Consider the following 22,920-nt stretch of genomic DNA (forward strand, 5'->3'; position numbering starts at 1 on the left):
ACCGCGCTCCTATGCTTTAGTCCAAGGACGTACTTTCATACCCTCAGTTACATAGTTTGCACCTGCACCAACAATTACATCGCCAGCACTTAAACCGTCAGTGACAATGAGTTGTTCTCCAATGCCATTTTCAATAGTAACGGGAGTTTTAGAAGCTTGCATAGTTTGAGCGTCAACCGTCCATACAAAGTGTTCACCATTTTGTTCAAAAATAGCAAAGGTTGGCACTAATAAACGAGTGGATGCTGAGCTGGCTTCACGTGTAAGTTTTAAACTGGCATTCATACCTGGCAATATATTAAGGTTATTTGGTACAGCAAATGCAAATCGCACTTCATAAGTTTGACTCGCAGAGTCAGCTTCTAAATTGGCACGTCTAAATGTTGCTGGAATGGGGGGAGTCGATACATCTTGTAAAATAACTGACGCTACATTGTTTTGCTTAGAGTCAACCGTGGCCACAATTGAAGCGGGAATATTTACCACCGCTTCCATTTCGCCTTTACCAAATAAAGTAACAACATGTTGACCCGCGCTTATGTTTTCAAGCTGCTTTACTGGCACCTCAGCAACAATGGCATCGTAAGGCGCTATAATTTTACTGTCAGATAGTGCTTTTTGTGCTGAGTCATACTGTGATTCTGCTACTTCTTTTTTAGATTTTAGTTGCTCTATATCTCGTTGTGAAATAACCCCATCTTTAGCGAGCTTTAAACCACGTTGGTAATCATTGTCGGCGGTTTCAAACTGAATTTTGCTCGACTTAACCTCATTAATAAAGTTTCGTTGCTCCAATACGGCTATTACATCGCCTTTTTTTACGTTTTGTGCGGCAATAACGTTAAGCGTTTCTAGCTTTCCGCTAACTTGAAAAGCAAGCTTTGAGCTATTTATAGTGTCGATAGTGGCGGGGTAGGTGAGCGTTTTTGATTGCGACTCATCACCTATGGTTATTAGTTTAACCGCACGTGGTTCGTTTTGTTTTTGCGTGCTGACTTCACTTTCTGAGCAACCGGCTAATAAAAATAGAAACATGATACTAATCAAATTAAATTGAGTAAAACAAGGTGTTTTGATCATCTGGTTTACCTTAAATAAAAAGTGCGTTGTTAATTGTTGGCATTTTTAAGCAATTAAAAATTATAAAATAGCCAATTGAGTTTGTTTTCAAATTTACCTTAAATGCAATGTATTAAGTAGTAACTACTGACTACTTGAATGGAAGCAGCCGTTAGCTAATGAGGAATAAATAACATTTTAATTTCAACAGTTTATTATTACTTGTACGGTTTTGTATTAATTTGTTTGATTGTGTAGAAAGCACCAAAATTACAACTTAGTACTTGCTCATATAGGCCTAAGTATAATTAACAATCAGTTTTTTAAAAGTGTAAGCCTGTAAACATAAGTTGTTTATAGATTTAAAACCATAAACTGTATTTTTTATTAATTAAATTGAAATATTAATTGCTTAGCAGCGGTCTTGTAAAAGTCATGTTGGTATCGCTTGATAAAAGCGCTTCAACGTAAGGCATCACTCAGTAATGGTTAGCCATTTATTTACAGACGTAATGTTAACTATGAATAACTCCTAACATAATCATTAAAAAATAATCACACGAGGTCTAATCCTACCATGAGTAAAAAAATCACCTTAATGGCAATAATCACTTTATTTGCTTTAACGATTTTATATTTTACCGGCGCATTTAATCGTGACGTAGTAACTGCACAGCGTTTTGTTAATTTACAGCAAGGCGATAATGCCCATGAGGGGTTTCGTCGTGCACATGCAAAAGGTATTTGTTTAGCTGGCTCTTTTGAGTCAACGGGTGAACTTGCTAAGTATTCGCAAGCTAAGGTATTTGATTTAGGGGCCACCCCTTTTGTAGGTCGCTTTTCTATTGCGGGTAATAATCCAACTGCACCTGATTTAAAAGCGCCTGTGCGTAGTTTAGCGTTTTCTATAACTACTGATGATAACCAAGAATGGCGGGTGGCAATGAATACGCCTCCGGTTATGGCTGTAGCTACGCCAGATGCGTTTTTTAAACAACTTCAAGCACTTTCACCCGATCCGGTGACTAAAAAGCGCAGCCCAGAAAAAATTAAAGCGTTTTTTGCAGCGCACCCTGAAAGTGCCGCTTTTAATAACTGGAAGGCAAGCTATACACCAACCAATAGCTTTGCCACTGAGCAGTATCACAGCATTAATGCCTTTTATTTAGTGGATAAAAATGATGAAAAGCACGCCGTACGCTGGATAGCTAAACCGCAATTAAGTGATGAAAACATCCAACCACTTAATAATGATTCACCAGATGCGTTGCAGCTACAACTTAAAGACCAAGTAGCTCAGTCTTCGGTTAAGTTCGATATGCTGTTTAGTTTTGCAACCGAAGAAGATGATGAAAACAACCCAACTGTTTTATGGCCACAATCGCGCAAAACCATCAACGCCGGTACGTTAGTAATATCACGCTTGCAAGCACAAGAGGGGGGGGTATGTGAAAACATGAACTTTGATCCGCTGGTATTACCAACAGGCATTGAGCCAAGTGCCGATCCTATTTTACGTGCCCGTGGCGCTGCGTATGCAGAGTCATTTCGTCGTCGTGCTAAAGAAGTACTTTTAAATAATTAATCACAGGAACGAGTCAATGAACACAATTACAAAATACTCAGTGTCGAGTATGCTTATTCACTGGGCAATGGCATTAATTATTCTTTCTATGTTATTTCTTGGTTTATCGATGGTACAAAGCTTAGCCGTATGGCAAGTAGAAGCTATACAACTACATAAATCGTTTGGTGTGTTAGCACTGATATTAGTTACGATAAGATTAATTAATAAAGTACTGTATAAAAGCCCTGCATTACCCCAAAGTGTGCCTAAAGCACAAGCTTTAGCGGCACATTTAACCCAAGTGGGTTTATATGCGTCTATGATTTTGATGCCAATTTCAGGCTGGTTAATGCAAAGTGCTGATGAACGTTCTGTGAGCTTTTTTGGTATATTTACTTTACCTGATTTAGTCAGTAAAAACATTGAAACCTATGCATTTTTTCGTGAAGCACATGGTTTAATTGCTTATGCATTTTTACTGTTTATTTTTATGCATGTAAGCGCTGCACTTTATCATGGTTTAATAAAGCAAGATGGCGTATTGGGCTCTATGTTACCGGGTAAGCATAAATAAACTGATAGTTTCATACAAAAAAGGCACAGATGCGCTCCATCTGTGCCTTTTTAAAACTTGTATTTTTAGCCTAATTTTAGCGCGTCTTCTACGCTAAAAGCGCCATCTAATAAAGACTTACCTAAAATTACGCCGCCCACACCAAGTTCATTGAGCTTTTTAATATCATCTAACGAGCTTACCCCACCCGAGGCTTGCACTTTAATATCTGCATTATGATTAATTAAATCTTCGTAAAGCGCAAAAGAAGGGCCCGTCATGGTGCCATCTTTACTGATGTCCGTGCATAAAAAATCAATAACACCCAGAGCAACGTAAAAATCAACAAGCTCAAGTAAACCAAACTCAGATTCACTTAGCCAACCGTGAGTAGCAGGTGCCCATCCGTTCGCAGTTTTATTAACATCAAGGGCAATTACAAAGTGCTCAGGACCAAATTGTTCAATCCAAGCTTTTACTTGCTCACGCTTTTCAACCGCCATTGAGCCAATAACCACTTGGTTTGCACCTGCTTTTAGCCAATCGCTCACGTCTTGCTCTGAACGAATACCGCCACCTACTTGGTAAGGTACGTTAAGCGATTTTGTTGCTGCTTGAATATGTTGCCACTGTTTTTTACTTGGATCCCGTGCACCTTCTAAATCAACTAAATGTAATTTAGTGGCACCACTGTCGGCATACTCTTTTAAGCGAGCACCAAGCTCAAAGGGATAAAACTGTGCAGTATCGTATTTACCTTGATACAAACGTACGATTTGATTTTGTAATACATCTAATGCTGGAATAATCACTGTATTTCTCTTTTAAAAGCATGAAGAGCAACCTAAAGTTGCCAATCAATAAAATTTTGTAATAAACGCGTGCCCACTTTAGCGCTGCGTTCAGGGTGAAATTGCATGCCTGCATAATTGTCTTTAGCTACAATTGCAGAAAATGTTTGCCCGTATTCGCTGCTGACTAGTGTGGCGTTATTAACGGTATGGGCGAAACTGTGCACATAATAAACCTGATCGTCTGCGTGCAAACCTTGAGTCAACGGGTGCGCTTGTTGAACAGATAGGTTATTCCAGCCCATATGCGGTGACGTTAAACTCCCTACATCCAGTGATTTTACTTGGCCTGGTATTTTACCTAAGCATTGCACGTTACCTTCTTCAGTGCTTTCACACAGTAGTTGCATGCCTAAGCAAATTCCCATTAGCGGGCGCTGATATTCGTTAATTGCTTGCTGCCAACCATTATCAACCAAACGCTTCATAGCAACAGATGCATGACCAACACCGGGTAAAATAGCACGTTCATAGCCTGCTAATTGTTCTGGCGAAGTAATCACCGTAGGGTTTTGCCCTAAACGCTCAAATGCAAACCGCACTGAGTTAATATTGGCACAACCGGTATTAATTATCGCTATCATAAACATCCCTTAGAGCTGGCTGTTTGTTGGCTGGTATCTTGCGCAATAGCCATGCGCAAAGCACGAGAAAACGCTTTAAATAAGCCTTCCACCTGGTGATGACAGTTGCCGTCACTTACCGATAAAATAAGGCTAATTGCGGCGTTATCACTTAAACTTTTAAAAAAGTGTTCAACCATTTGTACGTCTAAATCACCGGCTTTTTCACGGCTAAAGTTGGCGTTTAATACAAATGATGCCCGACCCGATAAATCAATTTGTGCCTCGGCTTTACATTCATCCATAGGCAAGGCAAAACCATAACGCGCAATTTGCGATTTGGTGCCAAGCGCTTGTTTAAGGGCAACACCTAATGCAATACCAATGTCTTCAACAAGGTGGTGCTCGTCTATGTGTAAATCGCCTTTGGCTTTAATATTTAAGCCAATATTGGCGTGAGTGCGAATTTGATCCAGCATGTGATCAAAAAAACCAAGGCCAGTTTCAATGCTGCCATTTTTTGTTTGATCAAGGTTAACCGCTACATCTATTTGTGTTTCTTTAGTGTTGCGTGTCACACGGCCTTCACGGTTGGCTGTGGTCAGCTTAGTGACAATGGCAGGCCAGCTGCCGTCGTATAAAATACCTTCACAACATAAGTTTTGTGCAAGGCCAATATCGGTTTGGCGATCACCAATCACAAAAGAACGTGCTAAATCAACTTTGCCTGAGCGCATCAGTTCAGTGAGTAAGCCTGTTTTTGGTTTACGGCAATCACAGTTTTGTTCATCAAAATGCGGGCAAATTAATACTGACTCAAAGCTGATGCCTTGGCTTTGTAATATGTCCATCATTTTGTCTTGCGCAATGTCAAAATCGGCAGTTGGGAAGCTGTCTGTGCCCAAGCCATCTTGATTCGATACCATCACTAAGCGATAGCCTGCGGCTTGCAGTTGCAATAAGGCAGGAATGACACCTGGTAAAAACGCTAGTTTTTCAAGGCTGTCGACTTGTTTATCGGTGATTGGCTCTTCAATAATAGTGCCATCGCGGTCTATAAATAAATAGGGGTTACTCATGATACTTCCTGTTGTGCTGCGGTTTGTGGCAATTGCAGGCCATCTAACCAAATTTTTACTTGTTCTAATTCTTGTTCATTACCAATTGAAATACGTAGCCAGTCGTCTTCATTAAACAAGGTGAAGGCGCGCATTACTAAGCCTTGTTTAAGCGCTTGTTTAAAGTAATCCTTGTTCGCTAATTTTAAAGTAACGAAGTTGCCTTCACCAGTGAGTATTTTTAATACTGCAGGAGAGGCGTTTAACCAGTCAATAAGCTTTAATTTTAAGCTATTTAAAATCGTCACTTGGCGACGCATTGAGGTAATCGCATCAGGGGCAATGGCTTGTGCTGCAATGCTGGCCACCACACCCGATACCGGATACGGTGCAATGACTTTACGAATAGGCGCTAATACACTGGCCTGAGCGAGAGTAAACCCTGTTCTTAAACCCGCAAGTGCAAACGCTTTTGAGAGTGTACGAAGCACAACAATGTTACTGAACTCGTTTATAAGTTGTGTTGCACTTTGCTCTGGACAAAACTCTATGTAGGCTTCATCAACAATCACTAATGCTTTACCTGCAAGCGCAGTGGCAATGGCTTTTATTTTATCTAGCGGCGTTAAGCTTCCAGTTGGATTATTTGGATTACAAATAAATACCAGTTTTGAGCTACCCACCGCGGCAACTATTTCATCCACGCTGCCATTTAATAAAAGCGCTTGTGTTAGGCCATTGATTGCGACGTTGTGTGTATCGGCCGTTACTTTGTACATACCATATGTTGGTAAAAATAGTGCAATGCTGTCTTTTGACGGTTCACAGTAGGTACGTACTAATAATTCAATGCCTTCATCTGCGCCGCGAGTCATTAATATATTTTCGCTTTCAAGCTCAGCATAGGCAGCGTAGCGGTCAATAACTAATTGAGGCTGAGGATCGGGGTAACGATTCAAGTCTTCAATTGTTATTTCAAGGTTTTTAGCATACGGGCTTTCGTTGGCATTAAGCCAGGTTGTGCCGGTTAGTTTTTCACTTTTAGCTGAGCTATACGCAGCAAGCGCTGCAATATTATCAGGTAATAAGCCGCTCTCATTGCTCATTTTTTATTGCCTCTAAACGAATTGAAACCGCATTAGCGTGGGCATCTAGGCCTTCTGCATCTGCTAAGGGTAAAATAGCTTTTGAAAGCTCAGTTAAGCCACGTTTACTGATGGTTTGTACTGTGTAAGTACGGAAAAAATCAAGTAAATTCAAGCTAGAATAAGTTGCACTGTAACCATAAGTGGGTAACACGTGATTAGTGCCTGAGGCATAATCGCCCGCTGACTCTGGGGTGTAATCGCCAACAAATACAGAGCCTGCATTCTTTACTTTATCTAAATAAGGAGTGGCATCGCCAAGCTGTAATATTAAGTGCTCTGGCCCATATTGCGCTGATACGTCAAACGCTTGGGCTACTGAATCAACTAGAATAAGTGACGAATTAGCCAATGCCTGTTCGGCAGTGTCTTTTCGGCTTAAGTTGGCAAGTTGACGAGTGAGTGCATCTTGCGTTTGTTCAATAATGGTTTCACTGTTACATAATAAAATAACTTGTGAGTCAGCCCCGTGTTCTGCTTGAGAGAGTAAGTCGGCAGCAATAAACTCTGGGTTTGCACGTTCATCTGCAATCACTAACACTTCTGATGGCCCTGCTGGCATATCAATCGCCATACCTGGAATCGTTTGTGCAACTAATTGCTTTGCCATGGTGACAAAGCTGTTACCTGGACCAAAAATCTTATTCACTTTAGGAACAGACTCTGTGCCATAGGCCATAGCAGCAATCGCGCCTGCACCGCCGCTTTCAATAATTGTGGTGATACCACATAATTTAGCGGCATATAAAATAGCCGGGTTAATTGTTTTATCACCTTGTACTGGGGTGGTTAATACCACGGTTTTTGCACCGCTTAACTGCGCCAATACACCTTGCATAATAACCGATGATGGAAGAGGGGCACTCCCTCCTGGTACATAAATACCGACTGCTTCGATGGCTTGATATTTCAGTTCACAGTCAACACCTGGTTGAGTCGATAACTTGATATCTTTTGGTAGTTGCGCTTGGTGAAAACATTTCACATTGGCATAAGCGGTATCAATTGCATACTTAAGCTCTGGGCTTAGCATTTTCTCAGCGGCATTAATTTCATCAAGTGGTACACGTAAACGCGGCTTGGCTCTATTATCGAACTCTTTTGCTAATGCAAGTAGAGCGGCATCGCCTTGCGCATTCACTTTTGCCAAAATAGTCTGGCAAATGCTTTCTACTTTTTCACTTGCTGATACAGCAGGGCGCATAAGCGCCGCTGCTTGAACTTGTGATGATTCCTCATTCCAACGAAGCATTGTTGTTACTCCATCATTTTTTCAATTGGCATAACTAAAATAGAATTGGCACCAAGGGCCTTAAGTTGTTCCATGGTTTCCCAAAATAGGGTTTCGCTACTCACCATGTGTAGGGCAACATATTCATCATTACCCGCAAGAGCCAGTAAGGTAGGTTGGCCAGCGCCAGGTAAAATCTCACAAATTTCATCAAGCTTGTCTTTTGGTGCGTGTAACATAATGTATTTGCTTTCTTTAGCTTGCTTTACACCACGTAAACGCGGCATTAGTTTATTGATGAGCGCTAATTTTTCAGGATCTTGTAGTTGAGTGTTTTGGATTAAACAAGCATTTGACTCTAAAATGGTATCACCCTGCATTAAGCCATTTGCTTCAAGCGTTGCGCCTGTAGAGACTAAATCACAAATAGCATCGGCAAGTCCTGCTCGTGGGGCTACTTCCACTGAACCTGTTAACATTACTGTGCTGGCGTTAATGCCTTCGCGTTTTAGGTATTGGCTTAAAATTTCTGGGTAAGTGGTTGCTATGCGTTTGCCTTCAAACCAGCTCTTGTCTTGTTTACCAAGTTCTTGTGGCCATGCAAGTGCTAAACGACAGTAACCAAAATCAAGTTTTGCAAGTTTTGTTACTTCGCTTGGAACACCTTGGCGTTCTCTTTCTGCTTGTACTTCAACTAGTACGTTTTCGCCAACAATACCTAAATCACATACACCATCCATAACTAAGCCTGGAATATCGTCATCGCGCACACGCAAAACGTCGATAGGCATGTTGGTTGAGTGTGCTATTAGGCGCTGCTCACTAAGATTGAGTTTTACACCCAGTTGTTTAAGCAGATCTTGACAATCTTTAGATAGGCGGCCACCTTTTTGGATGGCGATACGAAGACGATTACTATTATTCATTACTCATTTTCCTTTAATTTAAAAACTAAAAACCCCGAGGGAAACCTCAGGGCGAAAATGAATCTTGGTATGTTGATTCGCCAGAGGTTTCCTTTTAGGAACAACCTCTCAGCGAAAGACCTGACAGGTTATTCCGATGAATGATGGTGGTGATGTACAACTGTCAGTGAATTAAGCATTTTTATATCCTGTTTAGCTATTCGTTGCTATGTTAACGCTTAGCTGCTGTTTGTTTAATAAATTTCGCATTTATAAAAACACATTCACTAACATCATGGCAAGAAAAATATTCTTTAATTAAAGAATATCTTATAACTGCCGATAATAATTAGAGTATTGCTTTATTTATCAACAGCTTTATAGTGATTAAATTACGTTCAATTCAATGGAGGCATGCATGGATATAATGATCCCTTATTTAGGGCCTATTACGCGTTTGACGCTTGAATCTAAAGGGGCTTTTCATATTGCGGGGGTTCAACAAAGTGCCAGTGCCAAAAAAGTAGAGCTAGAAGAGCGAAGAAAAAGGGAGGTAGAAAAACAACATAAGCTGTCGTTTGACGAAAATAAATCGCGCAATAACACCGCTGAAGAAGATGACGACAAACCCCATCTAGATACATGGGCTTAAATAAAGCTGATTGCCTGTCAGAGTATAAAGGTAATTACAAAACCTCCTTCACTTAATTAAGCCCTCAGCTTAAATTCCGTTTAACTCACTGCAAATCACATAAGTTTAAATTTTTACAGCAAGAACGCGACTTTTTAGTCATCGTTGAGTGATGAATATTTACTAGTCTAACTTATAAAACTAATCCCCTCGTTGAATTTTTAAAATGTAAATATATGTATACATAATGTTATATATTGTTTTTGCTATAAATATGATTAATTATAACCAGTTGTAAATAAAGCACTAAATATTATTACTAATACTTTAATTGTAAATTAAATGTTTAATTTTCGTTATTACAGTTTGCGGTCTATGCTGATCCCTAATCGGGTACAAGGTGTGCCGATTAATACAAATATACTAAAAACTTAAACTTTAACGGAGCGTAAACGTGAATTTATCTAAAATCACAATAGCAACTTTTGCTGCTTTAACTTTGGTTCAAGCAACAAATGCAGTAGCTGCGAATAAGAAATATCTAAATCAACAACCGACAATTAATAACATGGTGCAATCAAACTCTGCTTCCTTGCTATCGGTAAGTCCAAATCAGTTGATTGGGTTAAGTGTAGGGAACGAATTAGTTGTATTAAAAGAGTTTACTAGCAATAACGGAGAAGTAACACGCCGTTACCAACAAACGTATCAAGGCATTCCTGTTATTGGTGATACAGTCAGCCTAACATTTAACAATGGGATGCTTAAAAAAGCCCATGGTGCCGCTGTTTACAACATTGATGAAGATTTAGCGGACGTTTCAGCTAAGTTGACAAAAAAAGATGCGATTTTAAAAGGATCAAAAACTGGCATTGCAGCAAAATCAGTCGGCTTGAAAAAACATAACGAGCAATCAAGGCTCGCTATTTGGGTTGACGATCAGAATAAGGCGCATTTAGTTTATGAGGTGTCTTATGTTACTTATGGCAAGTCACCATCAAGACCATATCAGATCATTGATGCTAATACTGGTGAGGTATTACTTAGTTACGATAACTTACAACATGCCAATGCAACAGGTCCTGGCGGAAATCTAAAGACAGGCAAGTATATTTATGGAACTGATTTTGACAGTCTAGATGTTAGTCAATCGGGTAATACTTGTACCATGAATAACGCAAATGTTCGCACTATTAATTTAAATGGTGGAACGAGTGGCTCTTCCGCACATTCATTTACGTGTCCTGAGAATACGGTCAAAGAAATTAATGGCGCATATTCACCGCTAAATGATGCTCATTTTTTTGGTAACGTTATTTTTAATATGTATAACGATTGGGTAGGTACAGCACCCTTGAGTTTTCAGTTGCAAATGCGCGTTCATTATTCAAGTAATTATGAAAATGCATTTTGGGATGGCAGTGCAATGACCTTTGGCGATGGTCAAAATACGTTTTATCCATTGGTAAGTTTAGATGTATCTGCACATGAAGTTAGCCATGGCTTTACTGAGCAAAATTCAGGTTTGATTTACAATGGTAAACCAGGTGGATTAAATGAAGCATTTTCGGATATGGCTGGTGAAGCTGCTGAATTTTATATGAAAGGCAGCAACGATTGGCTAGTTGGTAAGGATATTTTTAAAGGTAATGGTGCGCTGCGTTACATGAATAACCCTACCCAAGATGGCCGTTCAATAGATAACCAAAGTAACTATTATTCAGGTATGGACGTGCATTATAGTTCAGGGGTTTATAATAAGGCATTTTATAATTTAGCAACCACGCCGGGTTGGGATACGCAAAAAGCCTTTATCGTAATGGCTCGTGCCAACCAACTATATTGGAGTGCGGGTGTAGGCTGGGATTTAGCCGGTAACGGGGTGATGGATGCAGCCTGTGATTTAAATTATGACCCAAATGATGTTAAAGCTGCTTTAGCTGCCGTTGGGGTTAATTCAAATCTTAGTTCAGGTAGTGAATGTGCAACAACACAACCACCGACTGACGATGAAGCATTAACCAATGGGGTAGCGCGTACGGGTATCAGTGGCGCTGAAAAAGAGCAACTATTCTTTACTTTAGATGTTCCCGCTGGCGCGACAAATCTTCAGTTCAATACTACTGGCGGCTCAGGTGATGCAGACTTATACGTTAAATTTGCAAGCCGACCGACCTTAAATAGCTACGACTGTAATAGCACAACATCTACTAGTACAGAAAGCTGTAACATAAGTAATGCACAAGCGGGAACTTACTATGTAATGGTTGAAGCATGGAATGCTATATCTGGCGTATCATTAACGGGTAGTTACTCAGGTGATAATGGTGGGGTAACGCCTATCAACAGAACTGAGTCTAATATTAATGTGACTACTAATAACTGGAGTCGCTTCACTCAAGATTTATCCGCAGGGTATAGCACTTTAAATATTAGTATTGCTGGTGGCAGTGGTGATGCTGATCTTTATGTAAACTTTGGTTCGCCTTCAAGTACGTCTTCATATTTATGTAGACCTTACAAAAATGGCAACAATGAAGAATGTACATTTGAGAACCCGCAATCGGGTACTTGGTACATTGATCTTAGAGGCTACAGCATAGCAAGCGGTGTAACACTCAATATAACTGCTAATTAGGCATAGTTATAAAAGGGGCTTAGCCCCTTTTTTTAATGCTTAAAATAAAAGTGAAATGATAAGGAATATTTATGAACTACTTTAAACAACTAGCAGTTATTACTACTTTAACTATGAGTTTTAATTGCTTAGCAAATGAAAATCCAGACAATATTTGGGTAACTATTGATTCAACTGCAGCCCAGCATTATCAAAATGAACAAGGTACATTTTTACAAAAAATACCTTTTTCTCACAGAAAATCAAGCCCTATACCAGATGTTGATTTACTCAGTGTACCTAGTAACGCGGTAAATAATTTGAGTGAGTTTATGCATCATAACTACAATCGTTGTGGTGGGTTTGTTGCTCATAGCTCGTTTGAAGAAGCGAGTGATTACGCAAAACAATTAGCGGTCGTTCAAAATAGCCAAGCATTATTAGCTTACAATTATTCTATTGATAATGCGCAGACGGTACAAAGTTTAATTAATGCACAAAGTCCGATTAACTTACAAAGCACAGTAAATTCACTGACTAACTTTAATAATCGTTATTATACCTCGCAAACCGGTGTTGATGCTTCACAATGGTTGCAAAGTTATTGGCAACAAATTGCAACTACCCGAAGTGATATAACCATTGAAAGTTATCAGCATAGCTGGGCGCAATCATCCGTCATTGTAACCATTGCCGGTGCTGAAAATGCAGATGAGATTGTAATTATTGGAGGCCATTTAGACTCGATTAACCAAGCAAATCCTGCACAAGGACGCTCTCCTGGCGCGGATGATAACGCATCGGGTATTGCAGTGTTAACTGAAGCTTTAAAAGCGATAGTTGAAACAAATTATAAACCGCAAAAAACCATTAAAATAATGGCATTTGCGGCAGAGGAAGTAGGTCTGAGAGGCTCTAAAGATATAGCCAGTAGTTATCGTGCGCAGGGTAAAAATGTAGTGGGTATGGTGCAATTTGATATGACCGGCAACAACGGCAGTATCGAAGATATTATTATGATGACGGATTACACAAATAATGCTCAAAACCAGTTTTTAGCGCAGCTTATAGATACATACTTACCCCAAATTAGTTATGGCTTTGACCAATGTGGTTATGGTTGCTCCGATCATGCTTCATGGTACCAACAAGGCTTTGCTGCCTCTATGCCGTTTGAATCAAAAATGAATGATATTAATCCACTCATTCATACACAAAATGACAGTAATTTCGATGCTGATCATGCAATAAAATTTGCTAACTTAGCTGTAAGCTTTGTAGCTGAATTGGCAAAGAATGCTGGTGATGTAACACCGCCAAGTAATAATGAGTTAGTAAATGGTGAGCCAATTTCTGGTATCAATGCCACTGCTAAAGAGCAGCTTATCTATACATTGAATGTACCAAAAGGAGCGCAAAATTTAAGCTTTGAAACCTCAGGTGATAATGGCGATGCCGATTTATACGTTAAGTTTAATCAGGCGCCAACATTAAGCGATTTCGATTGTAAAAGTACGTCTGCCACAAGTAATGAACGGTGTGATATTCCTACAAGCGGTGATGGAACTTACTATGTAATGGTTGAGGCATATAGCGCAATTAACAATATTTCTTTGATAGGTAGTTTTGAGCAAGCTGGTGCTTTAGAGCCTATCAATCGCGTAGAAGATAACATTAGCGTAAATACAGGTGATTGGCAGCGTTATGAACAACGTTTAATTGCAGGCTATTCTTCGCTAAATGTTGCAATTTCAGGTGGAACTGGCGATGCTGATTTGTATTTAAATTTTGATGCGCCATCATCTAATACACAATATGTGTGTCGCCCTTATAAAAATGGCAACACAGAAACATGTACTGTTTCTGCACCCCAAGCAGGTTTATGGTACATAGATATTAAAGGTTATCGTAATGCAAGTGGCATTACCTTAACTATCAATGCAGAATAATTAACAGGGGCACACGCCCCTTTATTGGTTAAATTCTCACTCACTTTGGCTTGCCCTTCCTCAACAGCTTACGTAGAATCCCGCTATTATTTTTTACATAGTGATTGGTATTATCAAACAGCTGTTTAGTGCGACCGGGCCTTTGGCTTTATCAATAGATGGATACACACCGCGCCAGCCTCAAATCGATATGGCGGTGGCGGTTGAGGATGCATTAAAAACCCGATCTCAACTTGTTGTTGAGGCAGGAACTGGCACAGGTAAAACCTTTGCTTATTTAGCTCCCGCTCTTAAATCTAAGGGCAAAACGATTATTTCAACCGGTTCTAAAGCACTGCAAGAACAGCTGTATCACCGCGATTTACCCGTATTAGTAAGAGCCTTAGGCGCGGCTAAAAAAACGGCACTGTTAAAAGGGCGTGCCAATTATTTATGCACTTATCGGCTAACTCAACATGTGGCACACGTACCAACAGACGACCCTGATGTAATGCATCAACTAGCAATGGTTGCTAAATTTGCCAGTGAAACTCACAGCGGCGATTTAGCTGATTGTATTGGTATTGAAGAAGATGCCAAAGTGTTGCCGTATGTAAGCTCGACTGCAGATAACTGTTTAGGCAAAGAGTGCCCAGACTTTCAAGAATGCTATATTCGCAAAGCGCGTTTAAAAGCCGGGGATGCCGATGTTGTGGTAATAAATCACCATTTGTTTTTTGCTGATATGGCGGTAAAGGAATCTGGTTTTGCAGAGCTAATGCCCAATGCCGATGCCTACATATTTGATGAAGCTCACCAATTAAGCGAAATTGCCAGTGACTATTTTGGCGAAACCATGAGCACCAAAAAGCTGGTGGATTTAATTAACGATTTGCGCGCTATTTATCGCGCTGAAATCCCCGATATGCTGCAATTAGGCAAAAGTTTAAATAAGCTTGAAACCAGTGTCGCTGATTTAAGGCTGCAGTTTGGAGTAGATGGCAGTCGAGGTGACTGGCGTGAAAAGCTCAGTAATAAGCTTATTTGCTCGGCCTTACATCGGGTTATTAGTGATTTAGAGTTTGTGTATCAGGTATTAAAGTTATGCTTAGAGCGAAGTGATAAAATAGAACATCCGTTTGAACGAGTATTGGCTTTTAAAGGTCAGTTAGAGCGCGTATTCGATACTGCTCAAACAGGTTTTAGTTACTGGTACGAAACCACGAGGCGCTATTTAACTATTAATATTACGCCTCTGAATGTATCGGCTAAATTTGCTTTAATGATGAAAGAGTCGGGTTCAGGATTTGTTTTTACCTCGGCCACGTTATCGGTCGACAATGAACTGAGCCACTTTAATGCGAGCCTTGGCTTAAAACCAAAGCAAAGTATGATGGTAGATAGCCCGTTTGATTATGAGAATCAGGCGTTGCTGTGCTTACCTCGTTATTTACCACAATCGCATGAAGATAATATGCCCCATGCGATTGTAAAATTAACCTTAGAGCTTATTAAGTCGGCTAAAGGGCGTTGTTTTGTGTTATTTACCAGTTACCGTATGATGCATTTAGTGGCTGAGGGCTTAACTACGCAAATGGACTACCCAGTTTATATGCAAGGGCAAATGTCTAAACGAATTATACTAGAAAAATTTACTCGCCATGGTAATGCGGTATTGCTGGGCACGGCGTCATTTTGGGAAGGGGTTGATGTACGAGGTAGTACCTTAAGCTGTGTTATTATAGATAAGCTGCCATTTGCTGCACCTGATGACCCTTTACTACAAGCTAAAATGCAAGATTGCCAAATGCAAGGCAAAGACCCGTTTGCACATATTCAATTACCTCAAGCGGTGATTGCCTTGAAGCAGGGGGTAGGCCGCTTAATAAGAGACAACAAAGATAAAGGCGTGCTAGTGATTTGCGATAATCGTTTAGTAACACGCCAATATGGACAAGTATTTTTAAAGAGTTTACCGCCAATGCGCCGTACACGTAGCTTAGAAGATGCCAATACATTTTTAAAACATATTAATTGAGTACAAAAATGATCAAAAGTAACATTCTCGCCCTAGATGCCTCTACTGAAGCATTATCAATTGTTTTGCATTATCAGGGTAAAACATTTCATCATTTTGAAGAGTGCCCGCAGCAGCATAGCCAAAAAATTCTGCCACTTATTGATGAGCTACTTGGTAAAGCCGGCTGTAAATTAAAAGATTTAGACGTAATAGGATTTGGCCAAGGGCCAGGTAGCTTTACTGGCGTGCGTATAAGCGTAGCCATTGCCCAAGGTCTTGCGTATTCAACTAATTTACCATTAGTTGGGGTATCTACTTTAGCAGTCATGGCACAGCAGGCATTAGAACAGTTTGGTGCTAACGATGTTTATTCTAGTATTGACGCGCGTATGGGAGAAATCTACTTTGCTCAATACCACGCAAAAGATGGATTGATGACACTTAAAGGCGAAGAGCGAGTATTCAAACCTGAATTGTTAGATGCAACTTTGATAGATTCAAATATCGATGCTGCAGCCGTGGGGACTGGTTTTAAAAGTTACCCTGATGCACTAACGCCATTTAATAGTGTAACCATACAGCCTGAAGTAACCTTACCGGATGCACACTATATGTTGGCACTCGTAGAGGCGCAGTACCTTGCAGGTAAGGGTGTAAAAGCCAGTGATGCACAACCAAAGTATGTGCGTGATACGGTAACATGGAAAAAATTACCGGGCCGTGAATAAGATAAACACGGTTGTTTGCAAATTAAGCGATTTTAAATCATAATTTAGTTATGTTGTTGGTTGGAGAAGCGCTGTGTCGCTACCTATAAGTTCAGGTTTTTTTACAGGTGATATACCTGCTAAGGTGCGTTCTACTTCGGTAGTTCCGGCGCAGCCTGAACGAGTAATAGAGCAAGCCAAACCACAAAAAACTAATACCGATTATGTTAAAAGCAGCCCAGAAGGGCTTGAACTTGCAAAAGAGTTTACAAAAGCGAACAGCAAAGATACCCAATACAGCCAAACTATTTACGATCAACCCAGTGTTCAAGTAAGCAAAGCGATTTCTACTTATACTGAGTTTGCTAATTTAGAGCGAAGAGCTGAAGTTCAAAGTTTAATTGGTGTTGATATATACGCTTAGCTAAGATTAAAAAAACAAAAAAGCCCGAATAAATTATTCGGGCTTTTTTAATTTCATTACTGAGATTATTGTTCTATGTAACCAATCAATTTTTTAGCTATATCAGTATTATTTTGAGAGCCTACAAAGTCATCGCTATTTTTGCCATAGGCAAATACTTGTACATCAGACGCTGTGTGACCGCCCGTTGTCCAACCTGTAAAACTTAAGTCATTAATAATGCTTTTAACGGCCAAATTGAGCGTTTTTAAACCCATAGCTTTAGCTTGATTAAGCTTAATTTCGTTTTCAGCTGTAAACTCAATACTAGTATTTTCCTGCCATACCGCTTTAAGATTATCTGACTCCATTAGTAATTTGGTCAATGTGCCCGCACTGGCTTTTACACCTTTGATAATATCTGTTTCCCATTTATATTGGCCATGTGCACCAATAGTTAAACCGCCTGTTGAGTGGTCTGCCGTGATCACTAAAATAGTGTCTGGGTTGTTATCTACATAGGCTTTAGCCGTTTCTATTGATTTAGCAAAGTCATCCATTTCAGCCATTGCACAGGCAATGTCGTTTGCGTGACCACACCAGTCAATTTGGCTGCCTTCAATCATCACAAAAAAGCCTTTATCATTTTGCCCATCAAGCAAATCAAACGCTTTAGAAGTTAACTGCTTTAATCTTGTTGGGTTTTCATCAAGAGCAAACGGTAAGCCTTTAGGTGCATATAAACCTATAGCAGGCACTTGAGTGATTTGACCAAGGTTTTGAATATCATCGCCATATTGGTAACCAGCTTGTTTAAATTCGTCTACTAAGTTTCTGTCATCACGAATAAAGTATTGAGTACCACCGCCTAACATTAAATCTACCGGTAATTTACCTGCAATTTTATTGTCAATGTAGTCATTAGCGATATCATCGTAGTTTCTTCTTGATTCATTATGTGCGGCAAAACTTGCTGGTGTTGCATGGTTTATTTGTGAGGTAGCTACTAACGCTGTTGTCATTCCTTGCTCTTTTGCAATTTCTAGCATGGTTTTAACAGGCTTTTTAGCTGTATCGACGGCAATAGCGCCATTATAACTTTTATGGCCGCTGCTAAGTGCAGTTGCACCTGCTGCGCTGTCTGTAACATAGGTATGATCATCTGGATACGTGTGCGCCATGCCTTTTAATATGGTATCAAAAACGGTGGTTTCTATTTCTTTTGTTGTTGGGTCATCTTTGTAGTATCGATAAGCGGTTGTGAAAGCGGGACCCATGCCATCACCAATCATATAAATAACATTTTTAGGCGCTGTTTGAGCAAATGCTCCTGTTGTTGTACATAAAAGCGCTAATAAGCCGAACTGTTTTTTCATTGTGTGTACCCTTTAAGTGTACTTATTTTAATAGCGACTATTATTGTATACTGATGACCAGATAAATAAATGAATATGTTATGAAATCTCGAGATTTAAGTGTGTGCTCTTCTAGCTCGGTTCTATTATTTGTGTAATAACTCTTGTATGTTATTGCTATAACCAAATAAAAAGTAGAGGTTTGCATTGCAACCATTTTCTGTCAAAGCTAACGACTTAGATATACATGGCCTTAAATTTGGAGACGGTGAAGAGGTTGTTATTGCGCTTCACGGTTGGTTAGATAACAGTGCTAGCTTTGCACCTATGCTAACTGACGTACCGTCAAATCAAACATGGTATTGTATTGATTTTGCAGGGCATGGACTATCATCTTGGCGAAGCCCTCAGGCACATTACTACTTTATTGATTATGTGGATGATGTGTATGCCTTAATCACAGCGCTTAAATTAAAAAAGGTACACTTGGTCGGGCATTCGATGGGGGCGATGGTCGCGGGTTTATTTGCGAGTTGTTTTAACGAGTATGTTAAATCCGTTTCTTTTATTGAAGGAATTGGCTGCGTTACCACACAAGCAAATGAAGTCGCTTCGCAGCTAAGAAATGCCATACTTAACCGGGCACGGTTAACGATTAAAAAATCAAGGACATACACTTCAAAAGAGCAAATTTATCAAGCGCGTGCAAAAACAACTGATTTAAATGATGAACTAATTGCGTTGTTGATGGACAGAAACATAAAACAAATGCACAGTGGGTTTGAGTTAACAACTGATCCTAAGCTTAAAAATCACTCAGGTTTTCGATTTGATGAAGCGCAATGTATTGGTGCAATAAAAGAATTAATTGCACCATGTCAATTAATATTAGGTGATAAAGGTTATCCATTTGTAAAACAAAATTTAGACAAGTATAGTAAATATTACAATAACTTGAGTGTAATAGATGTGCCCGGTGGACATCATTGCCATATGCAAAGTAGTGGGCTATGTTTTGAACACATTCACGCATTTATGGTGCAAAGTAGTGCATGTTAATTGTATATTACCGATAAATGTGGGATTATCTCTAGATTAGAGTATTTGCTCAATTGTGAAAGTGCCTTACTTAGATTAAGGTTAATAAAAATATAATTATAAACAGGGGCTAAGAGTGGAAAAAATCTGGCTTAAGCGCTACCCAGAAGGTATGCCTGAAACAATCGATCCTGAGCACTACAACTCGTTACTCGAAGTGTTTGAAAAAAGTTTTAATGAATACAAAGATTTACCTGCATTTACAAATATGGGTAAAACATTGTCATACAACGAAATAGATGCAGCAACGAAACGTGTTGCCGCCTATATTCAAAACGATTTAGGGCTAAAAAAAGGCGATAAAGTCGCTGTGATGATGCCTAACTTGTTGCAAACCCCTATTGCTATTTTAGGTATTTTACGCGCAGGGTGCGTTGTGGTTAACGTTAATCCACTTTATACCGTACGTGAGCTAGAGCATCAGCTAAAAGATTCTGAAACATCGGCAATATTTATACTAGCTAACTTTGCTGATACGCTTGAAAAAGCGCTGCCTAACACTGACGTGAAACACATTGTGGTTACCCAAGTAGGTGACATGATGGGGGGTCTTAAAAAGCATTTAGTTAATTTTGTAGTTAAGCATTTCAAAAAAATGGTGCCAAGTTACACGTTACCTAACACGATTAAATTTTGTGATTTATTAAAAGCTGATCCAAATGGTTACACACGCCCAGACGTCAATTTAAGTGACTTAGCTTTTTTACAGTACACAGGTGGAACTACCGGTGTATCTAAAGGCGCAATGTTGAGCCATGGCAATATGGTAGGCAACCTTGAACAAGTGTCTGGTTGTTTAGACAAAGTTCTTGACCGTGGTAGTGAAGTGGTTATTACCGCGCTTCCGCTTTATCATATATTTGCGCTAACAGCTAACTGTTTGGCATTTATGAAATACGGTGGTTTAAACGTTTTAATTACTAATCCACGTGATATGCCTGGATTTGTAAAAGAGCTGAGCCAGCATAAATTTACTGCTATTACAGGGGTTAATACGCTATTTAATGGTTTATTAAACACTCCTGGTTTCTCTGAACTTGATTTTAGTCACCTTAAAATGTCATTGGGTGGCGGTATGGCGGTACAACGTCCTGTTGCAGAAAAGTGGCAAAAAGTGACCAATACTAAATTAATGGAAGGCTATGGCTTAACTGAATGTGCTCCATTAGTAACAATTAGCCCATATGATTTAGAGGCATATAATGGCTCTATTGGTTTACCTGCGCCAAGTACAGATATTAAGTTAATGCTTGATAACGGTGAAGAAGCGGCTAAAGGTGAGCCTGGCGAGCTATGGGTTAAAGGCCCTCAAGTTATGCTTGGTTATTATAATCGCCCAGACGCAACCGCTGAATGTTTAAAAGATGGTTGGTTTGCAACCGGTGATATTGCGACGTACGATGATGAAGGTTTCTTCTATATTGTTGACCGTAAAAAAGACATGATTATTGTTTCAGGCTTTAATGTTTTCCCAAATGAGATTGAAGAAGTGGTTGCAATGCACGAAGGTGTATTAGAAGTTGCTGCAATTGGTATTCCTCATGACATTAGTGGTGAACAAGTTAAAGTTTTTGTTGTGAAAAAAGACCCTTCTTTAACTGAAAAAGATATAATAAAACATTGTCGTGATAATTTAACTAATTATAAGGTTCCTAAACTCGTTGAGTTTAAGGATGAGTTACCCAAAACTAACGTGGGTAAAATTCTCAGAAGAGCCTTAAAAGATTAGCAACTATAAAAAAGCCGACATATGTCGGCTTTTTTATTGTAGGAGACTCAGTGCACTACCAATTGATCCAAACCCAAAATGAGCTAAATACGTTTGTAGAACAAATAAAAAACAAACCCATTCTTGCTATTGATACCGAGTTTATGCGCCGCCGTACTTTGTATCCCGAAGTTGCACTCATTCAAGTTTATGATGGCGAACATTTAGCACTTATCGACCCGCTTGCAGAGCTTTCCTTATTTGATTTTTGGCAGATACTTAAAGATCCAAACGTGTTAAAAGTACTTCATTCTCCTTCTGAAGATATTGAGGTTTTTCAAAAATACGCAGGTTTTGTTCCTTATCCATTGTTTGATACTCAGTTTGCACTTCAGCTATTAGGCGAGGGTAACTGTATGGGGTTTGCCTTAATGGTAAAAACCTTGTTGAATATTGAAATTGATAAAAGTGAATCGCGTACCAATTGGTTACAACGTCCTCTCACTCAAAAACAACTTGAATACGCTGCGGCCGATACGTTTCACTTACTGCCTTGTTTTGAGTTAATTATAGACAGCATTAAAGCGGCCGATTTATTCGACATTGTGATCAATGAAAGTGAATTAGTGGCAAACAAGCGTGCTTTTCAAACACCAGATGAGTTACTTTATAAAGAGATTAAAAATGCATGGCAGCTTAAGCCGCATGAATTAGCGGTACTTAAAGAGTTAGCTGTGTGGCGAAGAAATAAAGCAATTCGAAAAAATCTAGCGCTTAACTTTGTGCTAAAAGAGCATAACATGACTGAAATCGCTAAACGAGGTCCGTCGAGCTTAAACGCGCTAAGACAAATTCCAGGTGTCGAGCCTATTGAAGTGAATCGTTCTGGGGTGGAAATTTTAAAGTGTATTGAGCAAGCTAAAGCTGTTCCAGTTGAGCAGCACCCACAGGTACTAAAGCGCTTAATTGATTTTCCTACTTACAAAAAAGTAGCAAAAGAAATCAAACAAAAAATTACGAAAGTTGCTAAAGAGCACAATATACCAGAAGACGTCATGGCATCTAAAAAACAAATTAATCAGCTAATTAGTTGGAATTGGAAATTAACGGATGAACAAAAAGCAAATCACATAAAGCCAGATTTACTCAGTTCATGGCGCTATGACTTTGTTAAAGACGCTCTTAAAGAGTGGGATAATTAAAGTCATAAAGGCGAGTTACAAACAAATAAAAAGGGCGCTTAGCGCCCTTGTTTGTTATTTCTTTTCTTCGTCAGGTAATGTGACATTGAGCTCGAGTACGGCTAAATCGTCTTCATTTTGATCAAACTGAACTTGAACCGCATCGGCGCCTACATTTACGTACTTACGAATGACATCTAATATATCTTGCTTTAATTGCGGCAAGTAATCAGGTGTACCACGCTGAGAACGTTCGTGCGCGACAATGATCTGCAATCGCTCTTTTGCTAATGACGCACTGTTTTTCTTTTCTGAGCGGAAGTAGTCAAGTAAAGACACA

Annotated in this window: 20 protein-coding genes; 11 read left to right on the plus strand and 9 right to left on the minus strand. The window is 39.5% G+C overall.

Annotation, left to right across the window (positions count from 1 at the left end; all coding sequences use genetic code 11):
• Nucleotides 1-9: 9 nt before the first annotated feature.
• On the minus strand, nt 10-1,080 hold the full coding sequence (locus DK924_RS09150) for an efflux RND transporter periplasmic adaptor subunit (RefSeq protein ID WP_075170191.1): 1,071 nt from the start codon (nt 1,078-1,080) through the stop codon (nt 10-12).
• A gap of 556 nt (nt 1,081-1,636) precedes the next feature.
• Here DK924_RS09150 and DK924_RS09155 point away from each other — a divergent pair.
• Together DK924_RS09155 and DK924_RS09160 are read left to right on the plus strand one after the other, a co-directional pair.
• Nucleotides 1,637-2,644 (plus strand): catalase family peroxidase, encoded by a 1,008-nt coding sequence (locus DK924_RS09155; protein WP_109874962.1) that lies wholly within the window; start codon nt 1,637-1,639, stop codon nt 2,642-2,644.
• 16 nt (nt 2,645-2,660) lie between these two features.
• Nucleotides 2,661-3,200: a cytochrome b gene (locus DK924_RS09160; RefSeq protein ID WP_109874963.1), complete on the plus strand. Its 540-nt coding sequence runs from the start codon at nt 2,661-2,663 to the stop codon at nt 3,198-3,200.
• A 65-nt stretch (nt 3,201-3,265) separates the two neighbouring features.
• Here DK924_RS09160 and DK924_RS09165 read toward each other — a convergent pair whose 3' ends face one another.
• The 6 genes from DK924_RS09165 to hisG are packed head-to-tail and all read right to left on the minus strand — an operon-like array spanning nt 3,266 to nt 8,953.
• A complete protein-coding gene (locus DK924_RS09165) occupies nt 3,266-3,991 on the minus strand; it encodes a 1-(5-phosphoribosyl)-5-[(5-phosphoribosylamino)methylideneamino] imidazole-4-carboxamide isomerase (RefSeq protein ID WP_109874964.1) in 726 nt (241 codons plus the stop codon).
• A 32-nt stretch (nt 3,992-4,023) separates the two neighbouring features.
• On the minus strand, nt 4,024-4,614 hold the full coding sequence (gene hisH, locus DK924_RS09170) for an imidazole glycerol phosphate synthase subunit HisH (protein WP_054201601.1): 591 nt from the start codon (nt 4,612-4,614) through the stop codon (nt 4,024-4,026).
• Nucleotides 4,611-5,672, minus strand: a complete 1,062-nt coding sequence (gene hisB, locus DK924_RS09175) for a bifunctional histidinol-phosphatase/imidazoleglycerol-phosphate dehydratase HisB (protein ID WP_010388866.1) — start codon at nt 5,670-5,672, stop codon at nt 4,611-4,613. The genes hisH and hisB overlap by 4 nt, the downstream gene beginning before the upstream one ends.
• Nucleotides 5,669-6,757 (minus strand): histidinol-phosphate transaminase, encoded by a 1,089-nt coding sequence (hisC, locus tag DK924_RS09180; protein ID WP_109874965.1) that lies wholly within the window; start codon nt 6,755-6,757, stop codon nt 5,669-5,671. Before hisC ends, hisB begins: the two co-directional genes overlap by 4 nt.
• A complete protein-coding gene (gene hisD / locus DK924_RS09185; RefSeq protein WP_109874966.1) occupies nt 6,747-8,048 on the minus strand; it encodes a histidinol dehydrogenase in 1,302 nt (433 codons plus the stop codon). The genes hisC and hisD overlap by 11 nt, the downstream gene beginning before the upstream one ends.
• A gap of 5 nt (nt 8,049-8,053) precedes the next feature.
• Nucleotides 8,054-8,953: an ATP phosphoribosyltransferase gene (hisG, locus tag DK924_RS09190; protein ID WP_109874967.1), complete on the minus strand. Its 900-nt coding sequence runs from the start codon at nt 8,951-8,953 to the stop codon at nt 8,054-8,056.
• Nucleotides 8,954-9,350: 397 nt separating this feature from the next.
• Here hisG and DK924_RS09195 point away from each other — a divergent pair, with 397 nt between their 5' ends.
• From DK924_RS09195 to DK924_RS09220, 6 genes are all read left to right on the plus strand, one after another.
• Nucleotides 9,351-9,584 carry a hypothetical protein gene (locus tag DK924_RS09195; RefSeq protein WP_109874968.1) on the plus strand — a complete coding sequence of 78 codons (234 nt, stop codon included), beginning with the start codon at nt 9,351-9,353 and terminating at the stop codon, nt 9,582-9,584.
• A gap of 433 nt (nt 9,585-10,017) precedes the next feature.
• Nucleotides 10,018-12,201, plus strand: coding sequence for a M4 family metallopeptidase (locus tag DK924_RS09200; protein WP_055012050.1), 2,184 nt, complete (start codon nt 10,018-10,020; stop codon nt 12,199-12,201).
• Nucleotides 12,202-12,272: 71 nt separating this feature from the next.
• Nucleotides 12,273-14,129, plus strand: a complete 1,857-nt coding sequence (locus DK924_RS09205) for a M28 family metallopeptidase (protein ID WP_109874969.1) — start codon at nt 12,273-12,275, stop codon at nt 14,127-14,129.
• Between the two features lie 100 nt (nt 14,130-14,229).
• Entirely contained in the window at nt 14,230-16,146 is a 1,917-nt protein-coding gene (locus DK924_RS09210) for an ATP-dependent DNA helicase (RefSeq protein ID WP_075170179.1), read from the plus strand.
• An 8-nt stretch (nt 16,147-16,154) separates the two neighbouring features.
• Nucleotides 16,155-16,856 (plus strand): tRNA (adenosine(37)-N6)-threonylcarbamoyltransferase complex dimerization subunit type 1 TsaB, encoded by a 702-nt coding sequence (gene tsaB / locus DK924_RS09215; protein WP_109874970.1) that lies wholly within the window; start codon nt 16,155-16,157, stop codon nt 16,854-16,856.
• 73 nt (nt 16,857-16,929) lie between these two features.
• On the plus strand, nt 16,930-17,259 hold the full coding sequence (locus DK924_RS09220; RefSeq protein WP_109874971.1) for a hypothetical protein: 330 nt from the start codon (nt 16,930-16,932) through the stop codon (nt 17,257-17,259).
• 65 nt (nt 17,260-17,324) lie between these two features.
• Here the strand turns inward: DK924_RS09220 and DK924_RS09225 are convergent, their stop codons facing one another.
• Nucleotides 17,325-18,614, minus strand: coding sequence for an alkaline phosphatase (locus tag DK924_RS09225; RefSeq protein WP_109874972.1), 1,290 nt, complete (start codon nt 18,612-18,614; stop codon nt 17,325-17,327).
• A gap of 186 nt (nt 18,615-18,800) precedes the next feature.
• Here DK924_RS09225 and DK924_RS09230 point away from each other — a divergent pair, with 186 nt between their 5' ends.
• The 3 genes from DK924_RS09230 to rnd all read left to right on the plus strand — a co-directional run bounded on the left by DK924_RS09230 (nt 18,801) and on the right by rnd (nt 22,601).
• A complete protein-coding gene (locus tag DK924_RS09230; RefSeq protein WP_054201592.1) occupies nt 18,801-19,652 on the plus strand; it encodes an alpha/beta fold hydrolase in 852 nt (283 codons plus the stop codon).
• Between the two features lie 115 nt (nt 19,653-19,767).
• Entirely contained in the window at nt 19,768-21,420 is a 1,653-nt protein-coding gene (fadD, locus tag DK924_RS09235; protein WP_010388852.1) for a long-chain-fatty-acid--CoA ligase FadD, read from the plus strand.
• Nucleotides 21,421-21,470: 50 nt separating this feature from the next.
• The gene (gene rnd / locus DK924_RS09240) at nt 21,471-22,601 is read left to right on the plus strand and encodes a ribonuclease D (protein WP_109874973.1); all 1,131 of its coding nucleotides are present in this window, start codon (nt 21,471-21,473) and stop codon (nt 22,599-22,601) included.
• Between the two features lie 54 nt (nt 22,602-22,655).
• Here rnd and minE read toward each other — a convergent pair whose 3' ends face one another.
• Nucleotides 22,656-22,919, minus strand: a complete 264-nt coding sequence (gene minE / locus DK924_RS09245; protein ID WP_008111532.1) for a cell division topological specificity factor MinE — start codon at nt 22,917-22,919, stop codon at nt 22,656-22,658.
• Nucleotide 22,920: the final 1 nt, after the last annotated feature.

The sequence above is a fragment of the Pseudoalteromonas sp. meg-B1 genome (assembly GCF_003173795.1).
GTDB lineage: Bacteria > Pseudomonadota > Gammaproteobacteria > Enterobacterales > Alteromonadaceae > Pseudoalteromonas > Pseudoalteromonas undina.